Raw genomic sequence first — 19,783 nt, forward strand, 5'->3', positions numbered from 1 at the left:
TGGAATCCCGATAACGGGGGCAAGCGACGCGTCCAACCTGACAACGCGCGCCTTGACGATAGCCTCGTCGTCCCACCGAAGTAGGTCGCACGGAACTTTCAATCAGCAGTCACACGAACCCGCATTTTCTCGTACCCGCGTACGCTGTTAGAAAGCTTCCGGACCGGATATTCGTCAAGCTCAACGCGGCGGACGCGTGTCACAAACGCGCGCAACAAGGCCTCGACCTCCATCCGCGAGATCATCTGCCCAATGCACCCATGAATTCCCGTGCCGAAGCCGAAATGTCCCTGGGTCTGACGCCGGATGTCGAAGCGATTGGGATCTTGCCAGCGCCGCGGATCTCGATTGGCCGAGGCCGTGCTGAACCAGATCTTGTCCCCTTCCGCTAGTTTGACACCGGCTAGAACCGTATCGCGGCCTACGGTCCTGTAAACACCGCCACTAATGGCACTATAGCGCAGCGTTTCGTCAAACGCGTTTCTAACCAGCTTATGGTCCGCGCGAAGTACAGCCCACTGCTCGGGATGCTCAGACAGGTTTCGAAAGAGAGCGGCTACACCCGCGATCGTGGTATCGAGGCCCGCAGTCATGAATGAGCGTACCAGCAGTTCTCCTTCCGCCTCCGTCAACGTGCCCGCATCGACAGCTTCGAAGACCTGGGCGCCGATACTTCCCGGTGACAGCGACGCACGCTTGCATCCGTCGGTCACCCAAGTGACTGCATTGCCTACCTGGGCTACTGCAGCTTCATAATGCTTGTTTTTAGGACCGAACGCATTGAATGCCATCGTACTATATTTCAGCAGATTCTCCCGCCCCTCTTGGGGCATACCGATGATGTTCGGAAAGACATGAGAGATATACGGCTCGGCCAAGTCACCTATGACGTCGAACGTCCCTTGGCGGACGAACTCATCCGCTCTGGCTTCGGCCTCCGCCGTGAACTTCTCCTGAAATTTTCGAAGCGCCACCGGTGACAGGATTCGCGACAGCACGGATCGCGATTTCGTATGATTTGGTGGGTCGCTCTCAAGAAGCATGCTGAGCGGTCGCCATGGCTTTTCGCGCTTGAAATCGGCCAATCCTGCGCCGCGCCCCGAGACAAACGTCTCATGATTACGCAACCCCGCCTCGACATCGCTGTAACGACCCATTCCCCAGGTGCCATGATACGTCATTCGAACCACCGGTCCTGCTTCCCGAAGCCTTTCGTACAGGGGATAAGGATCAAGCAGGAACTTATCGTCGTACTGATCATCGTCAATAGCGGGACAAGTCAGTTTGGGCTTGGTAGCGAGGGACATTCAGACCTCCAGAACGTGTAGTTAGCGGGAAGCGGGAAACCGACCGGCCCTCGGACCCTCAAACCATTACCGAACCACCGTCGACAACGATCGTTTGACCCGTGATAAAGCGGCTTTCTGACGACGCCAGGAAAATCAAGGCGCCGATCAAGTCTTCGGGCAAGCCTTCGCGCTTGAGGCAGCGACTGGTGATGTTCGCCGATAGAGCATCGCCTTTGAATACTCCGTTGCGAATAACATTTTCCGTCATGATGAGGCCTGGCGCGATGGCGTTGACCCTAATGTTGTCGCCGCCTAACTCGCGCGCCGCGGCGCGCGTCATGGCTATGATCGCGCCCTTTGATGCCACGTACGGTAGAATAAAGGGGATTCCCTTGAGGGCGGTGCCCGACGACAAGTTGATGATCGAGCCGCCGCGGCGCCGTCGCATGGCAGGAATCACGGCTTTGATTCCTTCAAAGACCCCGCGGGCGTTGACCGCTACAACCTTATCGAAACACTCGCTGCTAATGCTGGTGATCGCCTGTGGGCCGTCCTCGCCGGATATCGCAGCATTGTTGACGAGAATGTCGACGCCTCCGTAGGAGTCGACGGCAAGATCGATGGCTGCAGCGATGGATTTTGGATCGGTTACGTCAAGAGGCAGGCCGGTCACTATACCGCCAGCACTCTTGATTTTGGCGCAAATCCCCTCGGTCGACAGAATATCGCCGAGTACGACCTTAGCCCCGTTAGCGGCCAGCTCGCGCGCAAACTCTGCGCCAAGTCCACGGGCAGCGCCGGTAACAACCGCCACTTGGCCGTCAAGTCTCGCCAACTTCATTCCCTCCGCGATCACCTCTCCGACCAAGCCTAGTCACTTGATCCCGAAGAGGTCGTGGCGACGATAAGGAAGTTGAACAATTTTAAAAATAGAACTTTGCTATACGATCGATCTCACACGGGCATGACGATTAGGCCCGTCAATCAAATCGTTTGGCGCTCCGCCAACAACGCCTCCCACGCAGGTCTGATCCTGGCTGCATAGGCTGAAAACAGGCTAAGAAAAGTGCCACCCGCGGCCGTCATCGGGCGATCGTGTTGCCGCATCAACCCAAGGCAATAGGTGATCTTTGGCCTTTCGATTGGATAAACAAACACTTTGCCAAGTTCGAGTAGATTGAGCACGCCACTGATCGGTGAAAAACTAGCCCAGCCGCCGTTCCAAACCAAATCTGACATCGCGCTGATGCTGTCGACAGTTACGATTTTGGATGGCCGCAATTGTCCCGCCGCAATCAAGGCGTGAATTTGCTTGGACATTACATTGTGAGCCGGTGGAAGCACCAGCTTCAATGCCGGAAGTTCATCGAGTCGACATGGACGAAAGGGCGGTCCGGCGATCGGTTCGCCACAACCCAGCACGACCTCTTCGCTGTAGACGAAATCACAAGTCAGATTCGATGCCTGTTCCGGAATGGCACCGAGAGCGAAATCCAACTCTCCGGACTGCACCATCTCGGTCAGCTGGCCGCTGAAACTTTCGAAAAGGCTGACTTCTGTATCGGGATAGAGATCGAGAAAGTCGACCAAAACCTTGCCGACTACGGCGCGGTTGATTGTCGGAGGGAATCCACAGACGACCCGGCCCGAAACTGGCTGCCCTGCCATCGCCCGAATTTCTTCTTTGACGTTGGCCAGTCCGCCTACCAGCGGCAGCACGCGCTCGTAAAGTTTAACTGCCGCGTCTGTCGGGACTGCCCCGCGATGTCCGCGAACAAAGAGAGTTGCATTCAGTTCTTTCTCGAGCACCGCGATTTGACGGCTAAGAGCGGGCTGCACGACATTCGCGCGCTTAGCCCCGTTCGTGAAGCTTCGCTCTTCGAATACTCGCATGAAATACATTATCTGTCGCAGATCCAATTCAACTACCTTCCAATCTGGAGTTGCTATCTGCCCCAAACGGCAATGCAATTCTGACTGTATTCACCATTTCCTGAGATATCCGTCACAGCAAACGCCACTCTACAGAACGCTCACTGGGAAACCCATAACTCCGATAGCTGCAACTCTGGAATGACTTGAGACAGCGATAACATCTCTCGCAATATGAGCGACCAGGCATGTCTCATCTGTTGCACCAATAAAAATGGTACCAAGTTGACGAATTGCTTAAAGACGGCCGGGTCGATTACCATAACTTGCCGGCCGACATCGCTATCTCTGGAAGAGAATACAACGATGTTTTGCTATTAGGAAGCAGCAGGACTTCCCTGTGTTACGAACTTCGTGACGAGATAGGCTTCGACAGCTTCCGGGCCACCCTCCGACCCATAACCTGACTCTTTCACGCCCCCGAAAGGCAACTCCGGCAGCGCGAGCCCATAGTGGTTGATCGAGATCATTCCGCTTTCAATGGCCGCCGCTACGGCCGTCGCGTTTTTTACCGAACGAGTATAGGCATAGGACGCGAGACCGTAAGGCAGCCGGTTCGCTTCCGCTAGCGCCTCTTCGAACTCCTGAAATCGAGTGACCAAGGCAAGAGGTCCGAAAGGCTCCTCGTTCATCGCCCTCACCTCTTTTGTTACATCAGTAAGCACGGTGGGTTCAAAGAAATAGCCTTTGTTCTGGCTACGCTTGCCGCCGGTGACGACCTTTGCACCATGTCGTATGGCATCATCGACGAGTGTTTCCAGGGCGGCCCGGCGACGATCGTTGGCAAGTGGTCCGATGGTAACGCCTTCGTCGAGCCCGTTACCCATCTTGAGCGCCTCGGTCCCTTCAACGAACTCCTCAACGAATTGGTCGTGGACCGCCGCCTGCACCAGAAACCTCGTCGGAGCGATACAAACCTGACCTGCATTACGATACTTGCCTGCAGCAAGCACCGCGGCCGCCACCTTCACATCCGCGTCGTCGAACACGATGGCAGGCGCATGCCCGCCAAGCTCCATGGTGACGCGTTTCATGTGCATGCCAGCAAGCGATGCAAGCTGCTTGCCGACCGGCGTCGAGCCGGTGAACGAGATCTTGCGGATGACCGGATCGGCGATCAGATAGTTGGAAATCTCTGATGGTACGCCATAAACAAGATTAACAACGCCGTTCGGCACGCCAGCATCGGCCAACGCGCGTATTAGTTCCGCAGGAGAAGCTGGCGTCTCCTCCGGCGGCTTGATCACCACCGAACAACCAGCAGACAATGCCGCGCCGATCTTGCGTACAGCCTGGCTGATTGGAAAGTTCCAGGGCGTGAACGCAGCCACGGGGCCAACGGGCTCCTTGAGGACGAGATTGTAGATACCTTCACCACGCGACGGAATCACGCGCCCATAGGTGCGACGGGATTCCTCGGCGCACCAGTCGAGAATATCGGCCGATGCAAGAACCTCGACCTTCGCTTCAGCAATCGGCTTGCCCTGCTCGAGGGTCATCACGGTCGCGATTGCCTCAATGCGTTGCCGGAGCAGATCAGCGGCATTCCGCATGATCTTGGAACGATCCAGTGGTGACATCCTCCGCCATACTTTGAAGCCCTTGGCGGCCGCATTCACGGTGATCTCCAGATCCTCGTGCTGGGCATGAGCAACCTCGCCTATCCGTTCCTCGGTCGCTGGGTTTATCACCGGAATCGTTTTGCCCGAGACACTGTCTCGCCAGCAGCCATCAATAAAAAGCTGAACCTTGTACACAAAACTTCTCCCGACGATCGTTGTTATTGGGCGCTTCAATCACGGCGACGCGCGCAGTCACAGCCGATCGACTCAAAAACACCTAAGGCCCACTGTTGGTCACGCGGTCAATGAGCGAGGATGCGACAATTGTGGTTGGCGCAAGATGGCGGCTCACTTCTTTGGCTGCCTCTTATCAAGGGTCACAGCTGCCTGCAGCTGCAAGCTGCTTGAGCCTGATCTTGAAAATCTTTCCCGTGGGCCCGATCGGCAATTCCGACTTGATAATTATTTCAGTAGGACGCTTGTACGGCGCAAGCCGCTGGTTTGCCCATTGCGACAGAGCATCGACGTCGAGCACCTGCCCCGGCTGCGGTTGAACGAACGCAACGACCTCCTCGTTACCTGGGACGTCGCGGCCGACGACGGCAACCAAAGCAACGCCAGGGAACAGCGAGAGCACCGATTCCACCTCCACCGGGTAAACGTTGAATCCGCTCCGGATGATCAGATCCTTCGAACGCCCGACGATGTAGAGTCGGCCGTGATCGTCCATTCGCGCGAGGTCGCCGGTGGCGAGCCAGTTTCCTTCTCGCATCGCGGCTGCCGTGGCTGCTTCGTTGCGGTAGTAACCCAACATGCAAGTGGGGCTTCTGGCCCAGATTTCGCCGCTCTCCTCCGCACGGACATCGCCTCCATCTTCCGCCACAATTCTTATCTCAACGCCGGGCTGCAACTCACCGACCTCGTTGGTTTCTACGCCGACGGCGGAACGCGCGATCGGGTTGCATTCGGTCATCCCGTAAGAATTGCCCATGCGCAGACCGAAGGCTTCTTCCACCCGGGCCTTCAGGACAAGGTCCAGCGGCGCTCCGGCGGTTGCAATAATGCGCAAACGGCGCGACCGGAGCGATAGGCCTTTCTCTTCGGCATATTCGAGAATGCGGGCAAACAACGTCGGGACGCCGGTTATCGCGGTAATTCGCTCAGCTTTCAGCGCTTCGACAAAGTGCGCGGGCGTGAAGCGCGCTACCAGCTCGGCGCTTGCGCCGGCCCAGAAAGCCGTCATCAGCACTGTCCCCAGTCCGATCGCGTGACTGATCGGCGAGGAATTGTAGAACGTGTCAGCGGCGGTAATCCTGCGCAACTTCGCCATGTTGGCACCCATATAGATCAGCGCCTGATGACTGAGCATCACGCCCTTTGGCTCGCCCGTCGTGCCAGAGGTAAATACCAGGACCGCTGTCTGGCGTGCCTTGTCGAGATATACCGGTTCCTGTCTCGCGTTTTCGTTGAGCACACTCGCCATGATGGGACCTAACACGGAAATTTCTTGATCTATTTTGTCTGTCGCAGCGTGCGCCGCCGCCGAGGAGGAGTCTCCGACGCAATACAGCGAGCGCCGGCAGTCACTGAAGGCGCGGATCGTCTCCACTTCTCGCGCGGACATCCGGGCGTTCAAAGGCACCGCCCATGCGTCCAACTCACTGACGGCAAGTAGCAGCGGGACAATTTGCAGCCCATTTTCAGCAACGAGAAGGACGCGGTCGCCCGCACGAACTCCCAATTCCTGCAGAGTATTAGCGGCCTTTCGCGCGGCGATCCACAACTCCCCGTACGACAAACGCATGGACCCCGCGATAAGCGCGATCCGCGAGGGTTCGATCGTCGCCCAATCGCAAACAACGTGACTGAACCGGTCCGGCATCCGCGCCAGCAATTTAGTCGCATCCTCCCCACGCATCGCCTGGGCCCGGCGATCCGCGATTCCACGCCGGCTTCGGCTGTTGTCCATCCTGGATTCCCTGGCCCGTTAACCGATATTTCGTCGGAACATTCTCGTGGAGCGCTCGCCGACATGCGGCTCCGGAAACCCAGTGTAATCCCATCACCAAATTCGCACAAGTGTGCGCTTTCTAGAAATGCGGATTTGCGACGACCGGATGTCGGGTCGTCCTAACCGATGAGCAGCAGATTCGACTTACCTCAAATGGGAGCTCGACGCGCCAGACGGTCGCGAGACGGGCGCCGCTCGGCCGACGAAAATCGCTTTCACAGAATTAAAATTGGGCGCGCGGTGACGGCCAGGAGGAGCCTTCGACTCAGCTGCCCTGCGCCCGGCGCACCCTCGGGTTCTTGGCCGCAAGCCGCTTGAACCGTTCAGTGAGAATTTCACGCGCCTCTTCGCGGTTCGCGGGCGTCGGCGACTGCAGTTGTCGCAGCACCAAGCCGTGGGCGATAAGCAAAAGGTCGTTCGCCTCCCGTTCCGGGTCAACATCGGGACCGACCTCGCCTGCCGCAATTCCGTCGCGCAGGAGTTCGCCCCAGAACTTGCGTTGACGCTCGTAGCGCGTGTTTTGATGCTCACGCATCTCATCATCGCGAGTACTGTGAGCGGTGTAATTGATCCAGAAGCGCCAGAAGCGATCGCGAGGGGACCGAAAGACGTATCCCATCGCCAAGCCTTGCAGCTGCGAAAAGGGCGATCCCTTATAGACTTCCCAGTCATCGGGCAGCTCGTAAGCCGCCTCCATCGCCAAAATCAGCAGGTTGTGCTTGTTCTTGAAATGATAATTGATGGTCCCGGTGCTCATATCGGCGGCTTCGGCGATCTGTCGCATCGTGACGCCATCGACGCCAGACTCGGAAACGGCCTCATAAACGACGCCCAAAACCTCTTTGCGGCGCTTGAGCGTCTTGGGACGGGCGGAGTCGACTGTACCTACGTCCGTTTTCTTCGAGCCGCTTGCCAAGTCAACTCCTGCCATGCCCATGGAATGTATAGTTATGAATATATACACATCCACAGTTGCTGCTGCCAACTCCTTCTACGCATGAAAAGGCGGAAAAGTCGCCAAACCTGGGGTTCGGCAACTGGTTTTCAAGCAGGCTCGAAGACCGGCACGTTGAATTCCTCGCTCAGCTTCTCCCATGAAAGCTTGACCGGCAGACCGTCTCGAAGTTTCGAGGCATCGCTGTTAATTAGATTCACGAGAATGCGAACCCCTTCCTCGAGATCGACGAGCGCGCATATATAGGGAACCCTGTCTTCATGTCCCGGCCACGGCACCAACGTGTTGGTCCAACTGTAGAGCGTGCCTTTGCCGGAGGCCTCGCGCCATTCGAGGTTACGCTTCCCCGAATAGATGCTGACCGGCCGAGGAAACCATTGGTATTGGTTGGTATCCTTGCAAAATTGCAGAATCAGCTTGTGTTGCTTGGCCGCCTCCCAAAAGGGACGGGTCTTCATGTAGATATCCGGGCGCGGGAGCGGCCTTGGTGTCTTCTTCGCTTCGCTCATCTCACTTCTCCAGGATCATGACGTTGGAAACACCCCAGTTGCGCGCGTACGGGATCACGCCGATACCGGTAACCATAGCGTTCGTGACGTTCTCGACCTGGCGTTCGCCGGCTTCAGCAAACAGCTGACGCACCGCCTCCACGAGATTGAGGCCGCCCCCGGCGAGGCCAGGCTGACCGGCGGAGATCTGTCCGCCGCTGGTGTTCAGCGGAAGCGTACCCTTGTAGGTCATGTCAGTCTTCAGGATGAAATCCGAACCTTCGCCACGGCCGCAGAATCCGATCTGCTCAAGCTGGATCAGAATCGCAATCAGAAAATCGTCGTAGGGCGTAAAGAGCTTGATATCCTTCGGCGTCAATCCCGCTTGCTTCAACGCCTTGGGGCCAGCCACCGAGAACCCGGTTTCGGTGATATCGGAGATCGCCTTGTCGCCGTTGAAGTTGGTGATCTCGCCGTACCCGGTCGGATACACCGCTTTCTTTAAGCCGAGCCGCTTTGCGTTCTCGGCGGAGGTGACCAGCACGCCATTGGCGCCGTCGCAGATCATCACGCTATCCAGCATTCGCAGCGGCTCGGACACGTATTTGGAGTTGAGATAATCCTGTTCCGTGATCGGCGTCTTCAGTTTCGAACACGCGTTTGGGTTCATCAACGCATGGTTGCGCTGTGTTACCGCAAGCTTGGCGAGCGCCTCGTCCTTCAGCCCGTATTGCATGCGATAGCGCTGGCTGAGAAGGCCGAACACGCCCACCGGCCCGCGCAGGCCGGTCGGATACTGGAACTCCCAGCGTTGTGCGCCCTGCTCGGTCGGCGGATAGCTCGATTGGGCGTCGGATGCGAGCACCAAGACGGTGGTGCATTGCCCGTCCCGGATAGCTGAAGCGGCCCGGGAAATGCCCGCGATCGTCGACGCCCCGCCGAGGCCGTTCACCTGGGTCCAGGCCGGCACCAAACCCATCATTTCGGCCATGTATACCGGCCAAAATGGGTTCGACGTTTCGCTCATCGTTTCCGAGACGCAGATGCCGTCGATCTCGCTTTTGGCGATGCCCGTCGAATTCAGGATCTGCTCGAATACCTCGCAGGCCAGATCGTATGAGCTGCGCCCGCTACGCAACTCGACCTTGGTCTCGCCGTAGCCGACAATTGCTATGTCACGTCTTGTCATAAATCTCGTCCTATCAATTGCCCTTGAACGTCGGCGCCCGCTTTTCGCGAAATGCAGCGAGTCCTTCGTTACGGTCTTGCGAGAAGCTCAGCGCGAAGAACGCATCGGCTTCCACCGACATGCCTTCCGCGAGACTGCCGTCGTAACCTCGCTCGATCGCGGCCTTGGTAAACATCACTGACAGCGGACCCTGCTCGCCGATCGAGCGCAGAAGTTCCCGCGCCTTCTCCACTGCCTGGCCCTGCGGAACCACGTGATTGACGATGCGCAGCTGCCGCGCTTCCTCGGCCGTCAGCCGCCGGCCGGTCCAGATCAACTCCTTGGCCAAGGGTTTTCCGACAATCCGGGATAAGGTCTGCGTACCGGCACCGCCCGGCATCAGACCGAGCCGAGCCTCTGGCAGGCTGAACTGTGCAGTTTCGCCAGCTACGATAAAATCGCAAAGCAGCGCGATCTCGAAACCGCCGCCAAGCGCGTAGCCTTCGACCGCCGCGATCACCGGCTTGGTGAATTCGGGTAAAGCGCGAAAGAACTGGTTGACCTTGCGCGAACGTTTGCGTCGGCGCCACAACTCAAATGCTTCGTCCGGCTCGTTCTTTTGTTCGCTGGTGTCGACGCCAGTGCAGAACGCCTTTTCGCCACCGGTGATGATCAGACCTCGAAGCTGGCGCTGGTTCTCCACCTCGGTCATCACATCGAGGATCTCGACTGCGGTCTGCTCCCGGATTGCGTTCATCTTGTCGGGACGATGTATCGTCACTTCGATCCAGCTATCGTGTCGGTCGACCTTGATATCGTCGGGCATTCAGATCACTTTCTTCCATTTCTTGAGGATGATTGCGTTGCGCCGTCCGCGGCGTACGGATGCCATTCAGCGCTGAAACTCGCCGCTAAGGACTTCGCCAAAGAGATCCCAATGTTCACCCTCGAACCGCATGAGCTGCAGCTGCTCGATTGGGGCGTAGTCGGTGGGGCTCGTATTGACCATGATCCCGGGCAGCAGGCTTCCCTGCTCGAAATTCTTCATGCCTGCGGCTTGTTTCACGAGGTTGTCGCGAGTGAGATCATCTCCGCATCTCCTTAGAACCTCCACCATCGTGAGCGCGATATTGTAGCCCGTCATGGCGGAGCTATCCGCCCGGCTCATTTCGGGCAGGTATTTGGCGAGGAACTGATGGTATGCCATCATTCCAGGATCGCTATCCCACCTCGGTTCAGTCGGATCCTTCACATAGGCCGCCGATATCACGCCCTGAGCGTTTTCAAGACCTGCAGGATGAATAACGTTGGCCATGGAGATGCTGACGTTGGAGACGAATTGCAACGGCTTCCAGTTCAGTTCAGCGACCTTCTTGATCGCCTGTGCCGCGAATTTTGGTGTCGAGAAATTAATAAAAATATCGGCTCCCAGCGATTTCATCTTTGCAATGCTTGAATCCACCGTCGGTTGGAGCACTTCATAAGGCTCCTCGATCACGATCATGGAGGCCTTGTCCCCGAGCGCGTCACGTAAGCCCTTCAGATAATCCTTGCCGAGATCATCGTTCTGATAAAGCACAGCGATTTTTCCGCTGGGCCGTTCTTTCAGAATGTAGTTTGCATAGATGCGCGCCTCCGCCTGGTAACTTGGCAAATATCCTATCGTCCAGGGAAAGGCCTTCGGATCGTTCCAACGCGTGGCACCACTAACGACAAACAACTGTGGCACCTTCTTGGCATTCAGATACTTCTGAATTGCGCTGTTTGACGCCGTGCCAAGCACAGCAAACATCGCAAGCACTTCGTCGCTTTCCACGAGCTTGCGAGCCTGCTCGACAGCCTTAGCCGGACTATAGGCGTCGTCGTAGGAGATGTAGTTGATCTTGCGTCCGTTGATGCCACCCTGCTCATTTATCATTCTGAAGAAGCCGGCCTGCACCTTCCCAACGCTGCCGAACGCCGACGCCGGGCCGCTGTACGGAACGATGTTGCCGAGCTTAATCTCGGTATCGGTCGCGCCAACGTCGTACTTCTTCTGGGCAGAAGCCGGCACGGCGGCAAATGCGGCGACACCGCAAATCAGCGCGGTCGCGAGCGAATAACTTCTGAACATGCGTCTGCTCGTTTCCCCGGGCCTTGATCCCTCCCTGGCGCGCGCCATGCCGCCGCGCCGGGACGCCCGCGGTCAGTATTCCGTAAATCGCACAAATGTGCAAATATAAAATCGCACGATTGTGCTATTTTCTGATACCCCGCTCTTTTGAGGACGTGCTCGAGCGCTATCGGGTAACGATCACTGTCGTCGAACGAAGGGGTATCGAACTGCGCCTGTTCGATGGTGCCGTGAAGCCCGCGAGCACGGGTGCCGTCATGCGTCACGCATCGCCGCCATTAAATGGACGTAGCTAGCAGCTTGAGGTCGTGCCGGATACGCGATCAGGCACCAGCGTTACGCCCCCGGAACGAGCGAACGCGTCAGCTAAGGGGGTCGCGTCGCCGCACGCTTCATGCCGCGAGCACGTCGCCGATCCGGCTTCGAATGAGCTCGCGTTCTTGCTGATCGGTGTTGCCATCGAAGCTGACATCATACGCAATGGTCGCGGGTCGTTTCAGGACGACTATCCGGTCACCGATCTCCAATGCCTCGCTGATGGAATGGGTGATGAATACGGCGGTCTTGCCGTTTTCCTTCACCAGGCTGACGAACTCCGTGCGCAGTCGCCCGGCTGTGGATTCATCAAGCGCAGAGAACGGCTCGTCGCAGAGCAGAATATTGGCGTTGGTTGCAAACGCACGCGCGATCGACACGCGCTGGCGCATGCCGCCGGATAGCGCGTGCGGATAGTCGTTCTCGTGACCGCCAAGTCCGAGCTTGGTCAGCCAGAGCTGAGCCGTCGTCCGCCGCTCCGCCGCCGGTATTTCGAGCATCTCGAGCCCGAGTTCGACGTTTTGAATGGCAGTGCGCCAGGGTAGTAACCGGTCGTTCTGAAACACAATCGCCATCTTGCCGCGAAACGAATCAAAATCCGTGAAGGGATCGCGCCCGCTGACGCGCACCGTGCCGCTGGTCGGCTCGGTCAGCCCGGCAATCATGTTGAAGATTGTCGACTTGCCACAGCCGGTTTTGCCGAGCAGCGCCAACATTTGGCCGGCGCGAACGTCCAGATTGAGACCGTCCACCGCGCGGTAAGCCGCGTCGGAATCGGCCTTGCCGAAGACCTTGGAAACATTATCAAGGAGAATGGCGGCCTCAGCCGGTGTGACGATATCCCTCATATCGCCCGCTCCAATACGGCGCGATAGCGAAACGCGGCATTTTCAATCAGCGTCAAAGCGCCCTGTACTATCAGCACAAAAAATACCAGTTGCAGCGTCCAGGCCAGCGCGCCGGCCATGTCGAACAGCTGCTGTTGCTGCAGCAACTGATAGCCGACACCGCCGGTGGCACCGACCAGTTCGGCGACCACAACAACACGCGAGGCGTTCCCGAGATTAACTTTCCATGCCGTCAGAATATCCGGCAGGATCGCCGGCGCAATCATCACCCGGAACAGCTTTGTCCGTGTGGGGCGGAAGCTGAATACCATCTCTATCAGATCTCTGGACATCCCACGTAAGGCGCCGAGCACCTGAAAGGTAAATGCCGGCAGAGTCGTCATCACCATAATAAAGAGAATGCGGAATTCGACGCCGTGAAACCAGATGATGGCGAATACCACCCAGGACAGCGCTGGAATGCCCTGAAACAACGTGAGGATGGGAGAAAGGAACTTGTCGACGGCGCGGGAGCGGACCATCAATAGCGCCAGTGCGCCGCCAATGATAAAGGCGCCGGCGAGCCCCGCCAGAATGCGCAGGATCGTCGCCAGCACATCCCGGAACATCGTTCCATCGGAGAAGATTTCCAGGCAGCGCCAGAACACGTCGATCAGCGATGGAAATAGAAAACGTGGGAAAAAAAGCGAGGCGAACTGCCAGAGCAGAATTACCACGACGAAAGGCAGAGCCGACGACCCCAGGCGTTTCGCCCCCGCGAGCAGCATCATGGCCAGCGGCGACGATCCGGCCCGGGGCGCGGCGTCGCTCATTTGCCGGGTGCCTGATAGATTGTCGCAGCCGACGGGTCTGCCGGGAGAAAGGCGATCGATTTTCCGGCGGCGTAGACCGAATTGATCTCCTTGCGGACATCAGAGGCCCACTGCACGTTCATACCAAGCCGGTCGTTGGCGCGAATAAGTTCCGCGATCGCCTTCTGGTCGTCAGGCGTTCCCTTTGGCGCGATTAGTTTCGATGCGTCGTCCGGGTAAGCTGTCACCCATTCGGAGGCTTCCTTATAGGCCGCGTAAAGCTTCGGAATGAGCTTTGGGTTCCTTTCCGTCCAATCGATGTGAGCGGCGACGCCTAGATAGGGGATATTGCGGCTGCCGGTGAATTTCTTCCAGCTTTCGGCAATGCCAATGTCGATTGTCCGCATCTCGCTCTTCTTCGACAGAAGCGTGGTGTAGGCGGGCTCCCAGAGCTGGACCGCCGCCGCGCGATCGGCCAGCGCATAACCGATCAGACCAGGGGGCGCGGTATTGATCACAGAGAATTTGGCCGTGTCGGCGCCGAGTTGCCGTGCGAACCAGTCGAACATCACCCAGTTGGTGGTGCCCTTGGCCGCGGCAACATCCTTGCCCTCGAGGTCCTTCAGCGTCTTGACGTCGGGCCGGGACGTGACGACCGCGCCCCAGAAGTCGAACAGATTGAAAAGATAATTCACCTTGACACCGCGCGTGTCTGCAAGACCAACTGTCAGCAACGACGCGCTGCCACCGAGCTTGAATTCGCCGGAGTTGAATTGCGCGGTATAGGCGTCGGGCGTGCGTTCCTCGAATTTGATGGCAAGGCCGTTTTTCTCGTCGAGTTTTCGCGCCTTGATCACGGGCGGCAGGAACGCTCCAAGCGACGGGGGACCGAATACCACGATGGAGAGCGGCTCCGGGGTTTGTGCGAACGAAGGCCCAGCCAACAGCAGTGCCAAAGCGCAAGCAAAACCGGCCAGATTGCTTCTCATTTTTGTCCTCCCAAACTTTTTTGTTTTGTTATTCAGCGTTTTATTACTCCGCAGCGCCCTCCACCGGAGTCTCCAACTCCTTGCGCAGCGCCGTAAAAAATCGTCCGACCAGGTGCTTCGACACGCTGCTCAGGATTCTCTGACCGACCCCGGCAACCAACCCACCTATTTCACCGGCGCCCTGAAACGTCAGTCGCGATGCATCGGGCCCATCCGGCGCAATCTCGAACCGCGCGCTGCCGTTACCGTGGCCCAGCGTGCCGGCGCCGGACACCTTGATACTGCATACCTTCGGTGGTTCCTTGTCAGACAGCGCAATCTCCCCCTCGAACGAGCCGCCTACTGCGGCGACGCGCAACTGCATCTCGACCTTGTAGGCGTCGGGCGCAATCTCAGTCATGGTCTTGCAGCCGGGGATGCAGCGGGTGAGCACGGCGGGATCGTTGAGCGCCTTCCAGAGTGCCTCGGCTGGGGCTTGAATCTTTTCGGCTCCGCCGATGTCCAGCTTCATGAATTGATCCTTCTCACAGGCCGAACAGCCGTTGCGCAAGTCCGCCATTGATCGCCGTGCGCTCGGTGTCGGAGAAGCTGGTCTCGGCGACAATTTTCGCAGGCGCGAGATCGCCAATTGGGAACGGCATGTCCGAACCCATCATGATTCTCTCGGCGCCGACGATATCGGCGAGATAGCGCAGCGCGCGCGGATCCTGGACGATGGTGTCGTAATACATCGCGGCGAGTGCCGCATCGGGATCGCCAAGCTTGTCCTTGTCGAGGGAGTAATTTCGGCGCAGGCGGCCGATCACATAAGGCAGCGCCGCGCCGCCGATCCCGGCGACGATCTTCGCCTGCGAATAGTGGGTGACATGCCCGGCATAAATCAGCCGGGACATCGCGATCAGCGTGTCGGTGATACGCCCCACCGCGTTTGCCATGCCATAATCATGCACGCGGTCATCGCCACTTTCGAATACCGGATGGATGAAGACGACCGATCCGAGCTCGTTGGCGGCTTCCCAGAAGACCTTAAGCGAGGGATCGTCGAGCACGCCACCCTTGCCCTTGGGCTGCGTTCCGATCATCACGCCCTTGAAGCCAGCAGCATGCGCTTCGCGCAACACTTCTGCCGCTCGCGCGCCGTCCTGCAATGGAACGGTGGCCAGCGGCACAAACCGGGACTCCTGCATCGCGGTTTGCGCCAGATGCATGTTGATCAATCGCGACCAGTTCGCGCCCTCCTCCGCCGGCATTTCATAGCCGAACATATCGAGCCAGCCGCCTACCACCTGACGCTCGATCTTCTGCTCGTCCATCCATTTCAGGCGAGCGGGCATATCCCTCAGCGGTTTGGAAACCGGCCGCGTCGGCTTGCCCCCAGCGAAGGAGAAACCGATGCTGCCGCCCTCCTCGATCAGTCGGATCGAGGGAAAGCTTGCGGCCTGGGTGCGGATCGCATCCAGCAGGCTTGGCGGTACTAGATGGGCGTGGCAGTCGATGATCATTTGGCTTGCTCTTGGGGTTTGCCTTGTTGCGCGTCCGCGATGGCATCGCCAATGGCGGAAATACGGATAGGAAGTTTATTGAAGGAAATGCCCAACGATGCCACGCAATCGTTGATCGCGGCCGATATCGCGGCAGGTGCGCCGAGATAGCCGCTTTCGCCAGAGCCCTTCTGCCCGAACACGGTGTAGGGTGAAGGCGTGCAGTGATGCACGATCTCGACCTCAGGCACTTCGTGGGACGACGGCAGCAGGTAGTCCATGAAACTCTGGGTGATCAGGTGACCTTCGTCGTCATAGACGAACTCTTCCAGCAACGCGGCACCGAGACCGTGGGCGAGGCCGCCTAGCGTCATACCCTTGACGATATGCGGATTGATGACCGTGCCGCAGTCGTGACCAATCACATAGCGCTTGATTTCCGGCTTGCCGAGAACCGGGTCGATCGCCATCAGCACCACATGAAACTCGAAGGAGTGGCACGGATACATCTGCACCCGGCCGTTCTCCGGCAGTCTGCCGCCGGTCGGCACCTGCATCACATGCGTGCTCTCCAGGCCCGGCTCCATGCCCTCAGGCAACAGGTGAAAATTGCGATGGGCAATATTGATAAGCTCAGCCCAGCCAAGTTGCTTGTCGCTGTTGGGATCCGTCACGCCGCCTGAGGCGTAAACAACCTTGTCGTGACCAAGACCAAATTGATGCGCAGCGATCTGCGTCAACTTCGCCTTCAATTTTTGCGCTGCATGAAACGCTGCGCCGCCGAGCATAATGGCCATCCGGCTGCCGACCGGTGAGTTAGACGGCAAACAGGCCAGCGAATCCGGCCGTATCACGCGGATAAGATCGGGGTCGATCTGCAACACTTCGCCGATCACGGTTGCAACCAGGGTCTCGTGCCCCTGCCCCGATGACGTGGTGTGGATAGTGACCGTGACGAAGCCCAGCGCATCGATAACGATACGGCAGGAATCCATCCAGGTGGTCGTGGTATTTTTTTCATTGAGCAGCGGCTCGAATGAGGAATTGGCCCCGCTGGGCTCCAGGCAAGCGGCGATGCCGATTCCCGCGAGCATGCCGGAAGCGCGCAGGCGATCGCGCTCCTTTTCCATGGCGGCGAAATCGATGTGCGCGAACACTTTGTCCACCACGGTGTGGTAATCGCCGCTGTCATAGGTGCTGCCGCTCGGGATTAGATAGGGAAACTCGTCCTTGCGGATAAAATTGCGGCGACGCACTTCGATCGGCGCAAGGCCGACCGCGGCGGCGACCTTGTCGATCGCGGTCTCGATCGCGTAGTTGGTCGGCGCCTGGCCGAAGCCGCGCACGGCTTCCTGCACGGCCTTATTAGTCGTGACCGACTGCGCGCGGTACTGCACACTCTCGATTTTGTAGGGACCGACGATGGCGCCGATTGGCTTGCCCAGTTGGAATGGCGCCCGGCCGGCATAGGCGCCGGCATTGTCCAATGCCTTCATCTTCATCGACTTGACGATGCCGTCATCGTTGAAAGCGACATCGACGTCGAAAATGCGCTCCGGCCCATGCGCATCGCCGCCGCGCATATTTTCCAGCCGGTCTTCGATCAAGCGTACGGGTCGGCCAAGCCGTCGCGCCAGATGCGCCACCAGGACGGTCTGCTTGATTCCGCGCTTGACGCCGTAGCTGCCGCCGACGTCGACATCCTGGTGCACCCGCACATTGTTGGCCGCAATCCGCAGTGCGCGCGCGATCTGGTCCGGATATTTCGGCATCTGGATCGACGCCCAGACGTCCAGCATGTCGCGCCACGGATCCCACGATGCGGCGACGCCAAAGGTCTCGATCGGAACGGTTGAATTGCGCCCCCAGGTCACACGGAACGACAGATGGCGCGGGCTTTCCGCAAAATGCTTCTCGACCTCGCCCCAGACGAACGTTCGGTCGAGCAGCACATTGGAACCATGCGCCGGATGAACCGGCGGACTGTCGAGCCTCAACGCTTGCTCCGCATTCATCACGAAGGGCAACGCTTCATAGGTGACGCGAACTTTCTCCGTAGCGTCCTCCGCAAGCGCGCGGTTATCGGCAACCACCGCTACGACCCATTCGCCGGCATAGCGTGTCTGCCCCACCGCGAGCGGATGACGCCGGACCTTCGGCGTATCAAGCCCGTTCATCAGCGGATCGGTCGCGGCGGCAAGCTCATCGCCAGTTAGCACATAGTGGATGCCCGGCATCGCAAGCGCCGCCGACGCGTCGATCGACACGATGCGCGCAGCCGGATGCTGCGACGGCAGGATCGCCACATGCAACATGCCCTCGAGCGCGACATCGGCCACGAAATGGCCATGGCCTGCCACGAAACGGCGATCCTCGCGAACGCGGCGATTGGTCGAAACAAAGCGGAAGTTTGATGGATCGGCGTTCATTTCGCCTCCACAACGGGTTCGTCAGCTTGTGCGTGAACGCCGTAGTGCGGCCGCGGCGTATTGGCGATCCGCAGCCGAGCGGCCGCGAATTCGACGGCCTCGATGATCTGCCCGTAGCCGGTACAGCGGCAGATGTTGCCCGAGATCGCCTCGACAATATCCTCGCGCGTCGGCGTTATCGTTTGCTGCAGCAGAGCATGAGCGGCCAGGATCATACCGGGCGTGCAATACCCGCACTGCAGGCCGTGGGTTTCGCAAAATGCGTCCTGAATCACGCTGAGTTCACCCGGCGCGGGCGCGAGACCCTCGATCGTCGTGATCTCGTATCCATCCGCCTGTACAGCGAACATCAGGCAGGATCGAACGGGCTCGCCATCGACAAGCACGGTGCAGGCACCGCAGACGCCGTGTTCGCAACCGGCATGGGTCCCATTCAGAAGAAAATTTTCCCGCAGCGCGTCGAGCAACGTTTTGCGCGGCTGGATATCGGCGCAACGGTTGGCACCGTTGATGCGCAGGTCGACCTTCATCGTGCGCCCTTCTTAGGTTTGGCGGCGGCATTGTCGCGCGCTTGTTCAAGGGCGCGAATGCAAAGCACGACGGACACGCGGCGGCGATAAGCGGCGCTGGCATGGAGATCACTCGATGCGTCCAATTCAACGGACGCCGCGTTGACCGCTTCTGCCGCCGACGCCGAATCTAGTTTCGTGCCAACGAGCGACGATACATCGAGCCGCAATGGCCGATCCCCGACGCCGCCGACACCCAGTGCCACGTCGAGGCAACGCCCCTCCTCGTCGAGCGCAACCTGTGCTGCGGCTGCGACGAACGCAAAATCCGACTTGCGTGCGCTGATCTCGAAGAAGCCGACGCCGATGTGCTTGTGCGGCCAGACCGGGAACCGGATCGCGCTAACGCACTCGCCCTGACCGATCGCGGTCAACATCGGGCCGATAAAAAAATCATCCGCCGGCATCGACGTCGGACCGTCGGTGGTCGCGAGCATGATTTCGGCGCCGAGCGTCACCGCCACCAGCGGAATCTCGGCCGATGGGTCCGCATTCGCGATCGAACCGCCGACCGTGCCGCGATTGCGGGTCGGTGGATGTCCGACCCATGGCAGCACCCGCGCCAACATCGGCACCGATGCCCTGATGACGGGATCGCGTTCGGCCTGCGCCTGACGCGTGGTCGCGCCGACAATCACGGCGCCTGCTTCTTCGCGAATCCCCGCAAGTTCCGGTAGCCGCAAGATATCGATCAGCTTCGCCGGACGAGCGAGGCGCATCGCCAGCATCGGCACCAGCGTCTGCCCACCCGCGATCAGCCGCGCATCCTCATCGCCAGCCAGCAATGCGCACGCCTCCGCGAGCGAACCCGGCCTGACGTAATCGAAGGGGGCGGGTTTCATG

Annotated in this window: 18 protein-coding genes; all 18 read right to left on the minus strand. The window is 58.9% G+C overall.

Annotated features, from left to right (window positions below; all coding sequences use genetic code 11):
• Positions 1–98: 98 nt before the first annotated feature.
• Positions 99–1,307, minus strand: coding sequence for a cytochrome P450 (locus tag FFI89_RS27735; RefSeq protein WP_138830710.1), 1,209 nt, complete (start codon positions 1,305–1,307; stop codon positions 99–101).
• Positions 1,308–1,365: 58 nt separating this feature from the next.
• Positions 1,366–2,124, minus strand: a complete 759-nt coding sequence (locus FFI89_RS27740; protein ID WP_138830711.1) for an SDR family NAD(P)-dependent oxidoreductase — start codon at positions 2,122–2,124, stop codon at positions 1,366–1,368.
• A gap of 149 nt (positions 2,125–2,273) precedes the next feature.
• On the minus strand, positions 2,274–3,182 hold the full coding sequence (locus FFI89_RS27745; RefSeq protein WP_168213070.1) for a LysR family transcriptional regulator: 909 nt from the start codon (positions 3,180–3,182) through the stop codon (positions 2,274–2,276).
• A 356-nt stretch (positions 3,183–3,538) separates the two neighbouring features.
• On the minus strand, positions 3,539–4,978 hold the full coding sequence (locus FFI89_RS27750; protein WP_138830713.1) for an NAD-dependent succinate-semialdehyde dehydrogenase: 1,440 nt from the start codon (positions 4,976–4,978) through the stop codon (positions 3,539–3,541).
• A gap of 175 nt (positions 4,979–5,153) precedes the next feature.
• Positions 5,154–6,752, minus strand: a complete 1,599-nt coding sequence (locus tag FFI89_RS27755; protein ID WP_138830714.1) for a class I adenylate-forming enzyme family protein — start codon at positions 6,750–6,752, stop codon at positions 5,154–5,156.
• Positions 6,753–7,059: 307 nt separating this feature from the next.
• The gene (locus FFI89_RS27760) at positions 7,060–7,710 is read right to left on the minus strand and encodes a TetR/AcrR family transcriptional regulator (protein WP_168213071.1); all 651 of its coding nucleotides are present in this window, start codon (positions 7,708–7,710) and stop codon (positions 7,060–7,062) included.
• Positions 7,711–7,838: 128 nt separating this feature from the next.
• Positions 7,839–8,258 carry a Zn-ribbon domain-containing OB-fold protein gene (locus FFI89_RS27765; RefSeq protein WP_138830716.1) on the minus strand — a complete coding sequence of 140 codons (420 nt, stop codon included), beginning with the start codon at positions 8,256–8,258 and terminating at the stop codon, positions 7,839–7,841.
• A gap of 1 nt (position 8,259) precedes the next feature.
• Positions 8,260–9,426, minus strand: a complete 1,167-nt coding sequence (locus tag FFI89_RS27770; protein WP_138830717.1) for a thiolase family protein — start codon at positions 9,424–9,426, stop codon at positions 8,260–8,262.
• A 13-nt stretch (positions 9,427–9,439) separates the two neighbouring features.
• A complete protein-coding gene (locus tag FFI89_RS27775) occupies positions 9,440–10,231 on the minus strand; it encodes an enoyl-CoA hydratase/isomerase family protein (RefSeq protein ID WP_138830718.1) in 792 nt (263 codons plus the stop codon).
• Positions 10,232–10,297: 66 nt separating this feature from the next.
• Positions 10,298–11,518, minus strand: a complete 1,221-nt coding sequence (locus FFI89_RS27780; RefSeq protein WP_138830719.1) for an ABC transporter substrate-binding protein — start codon at positions 11,516–11,518, stop codon at positions 10,298–10,300.
• A 392-nt stretch (positions 11,519–11,910) separates the two neighbouring features.
• Entirely contained in the window at positions 11,911–12,681 is a 771-nt protein-coding gene (locus FFI89_RS27785; RefSeq protein WP_138830720.1) for an ABC transporter ATP-binding protein, read from the minus strand.
• A complete protein-coding gene (locus FFI89_RS27790; RefSeq protein ID WP_138830721.1) occupies positions 12,678–13,493 on the minus strand; it encodes an ABC transporter permease in 816 nt (271 codons plus the stop codon). Before FFI89_RS27790 ends, FFI89_RS27785 begins: the two co-directional genes overlap by 4 nt.
• Positions 13,490–14,461 carry an ABC transporter substrate-binding protein gene (locus FFI89_RS27795; RefSeq protein ID WP_138830722.1) on the minus strand — a complete coding sequence of 324 codons (972 nt, stop codon included), beginning with the start codon at positions 14,459–14,461 and terminating at the stop codon, positions 13,490–13,492. Before FFI89_RS27795 ends, FFI89_RS27790 begins: the two co-directional genes overlap by 4 nt.
• A gap of 43 nt (positions 14,462–14,504) precedes the next feature.
• Positions 14,505–14,972: a carbon monoxide dehydrogenase subunit G gene (locus FFI89_RS27800; RefSeq protein WP_168213072.1), complete on the minus strand. Its 468-nt coding sequence runs from the start codon at positions 14,970–14,972 to the stop codon at positions 14,505–14,507.
• Positions 14,973–14,985: 13 nt separating this feature from the next.
• Positions 14,986–15,963, minus strand: a complete 978-nt coding sequence (locus tag FFI89_RS27805; protein ID WP_138830724.1) for an amidohydrolase family protein — start codon at positions 15,961–15,963, stop codon at positions 14,986–14,988.
• Positions 15,960–18,371 carry a xanthine dehydrogenase family protein molybdopterin-binding subunit gene (locus FFI89_RS27810; RefSeq protein WP_138830725.1) on the minus strand — a complete coding sequence of 804 codons (2,412 nt, stop codon included), beginning with the start codon at positions 18,369–18,371 and terminating at the stop codon, positions 15,960–15,962. The genes FFI89_RS27805 and FFI89_RS27810 overlap by 4 nt, the downstream gene beginning before the upstream one ends.
• Entirely contained in the window at positions 18,368–18,901 is a 534-nt protein-coding gene (locus tag FFI89_RS27815; RefSeq protein WP_138830726.1) for a (2Fe-2S)-binding protein, read from the minus strand. The genes FFI89_RS27810 and FFI89_RS27815 overlap by 4 nt, the downstream gene beginning before the upstream one ends.
• Positions 18,898–19,782, minus strand: a complete 885-nt coding sequence (locus FFI89_RS27820; RefSeq protein WP_138830727.1) for a xanthine dehydrogenase family protein subunit M — start codon at positions 19,780–19,782, stop codon at positions 18,898–18,900. The genes FFI89_RS27815 and FFI89_RS27820 overlap by 4 nt, the downstream gene beginning before the upstream one ends.
• Between the last annotated feature and the right edge of the window lies 1 nt (position 19,783).

Source organism: Bradyrhizobium sp. KBS0727 (genome assembly GCF_005937885.2).
Classification (GTDB): domain Bacteria; phylum Pseudomonadota; class Alphaproteobacteria; order Rhizobiales; family Xanthobacteraceae; genus Bradyrhizobium.

Bases quoted from the DNA above. Each gene is read 5' to 3' on its own strand.
- FFI89_RS27735 (WP_138830710.1), bottom strand. From the start codon at position 1,307: ATGTCCCTCGCTACCAAGCCCAAACTGACTTGTCCCGCTATTGACGAT.
- FFI89_RS27745 (WP_168213070.1), bottom strand. From the start codon at position 3,182: ATGCGAGTATTCGAAGAGCGAAGCTTCACGAACGGGGCTAAGCGCGCG.
- FFI89_RS27755 (WP_138830714.1), bottom strand. From the start codon at position 6,752: ATGGACAACAGCCGAAGCCGGCGTGGAATCGCGGATCGCCGGGCCCAG.
- FFI89_RS27765 (WP_138830716.1), bottom strand. From the start codon at position 8,258: ATGAGCGAAGCGAAGAAGACACCAAGGCCGCTCCCGCGCCCGGATATC.
- FFI89_RS27770 (WP_138830717.1), bottom strand. From the start codon at position 9,426: ATGACAAGACGTGACATAGCAATTGTCGGCTACGGCGAGACCAAGGTC.
- FFI89_RS27775 (WP_138830718.1), bottom strand. From the start codon at position 10,231: ATGCCCGACGATATCAAGGTCGACCGACACGATAGCTGGATCGAAGTG.
- FFI89_RS27780 (WP_138830719.1), bottom strand. From the start codon at position 11,518: ATGTTCAGAAGTTATTCGCTCGCGACCGCGCTGATTTGCGGTGTCGCC.
- FFI89_RS27785 (WP_138830720.1), bottom strand. From the start codon at position 12,681: ATGAGGGATATCGTCACACCGGCTGAGGCCGCCATTCTCCTTGATAAT.
- FFI89_RS27790 (WP_138830721.1), bottom strand. From the start codon at position 13,493: ATGAGCGACGCCGCGCCCCGGGCCGGATCGTCGCCGCTGGCCATGATG.
- FFI89_RS27795 (WP_138830722.1), bottom strand. From the start codon at position 14,461: ATGAGAAGCAATCTGGCCGGTTTTGCTTGCGCTTTGGCACTGCTGTTG.
- FFI89_RS27800 (WP_168213072.1), bottom strand. From the start codon at position 14,972: ATGAAGCTGGACATCGGCGGAGCCGAAAAGATTCAAGCCCCAGCCGAG.
- FFI89_RS27805 (WP_138830724.1), bottom strand. From the start codon at position 15,963: ATGATCATCGACTGCCACGCCCATCTAGTACCGCCAAGCCTGCTGGAT.
- FFI89_RS27810 (WP_138830725.1), bottom strand. From the start codon at position 18,371: ATGAACGCCGATCCATCAAACTTCCGCTTTGTTTCGACCAATCGCCGC.
- FFI89_RS27815 (WP_138830726.1), bottom strand. From the start codon at position 18,901: ATGAAGGTCGACCTGCGCATCAACGGTGCCAACCGTTGCGCCGATATC.
- FFI89_RS27820 (WP_138830727.1), bottom strand. From the start codon at position 19,782: ATGAAACCCGCCCCCTTCGATTACGTCAGGCCGGGTTCGCTCGCGGAG.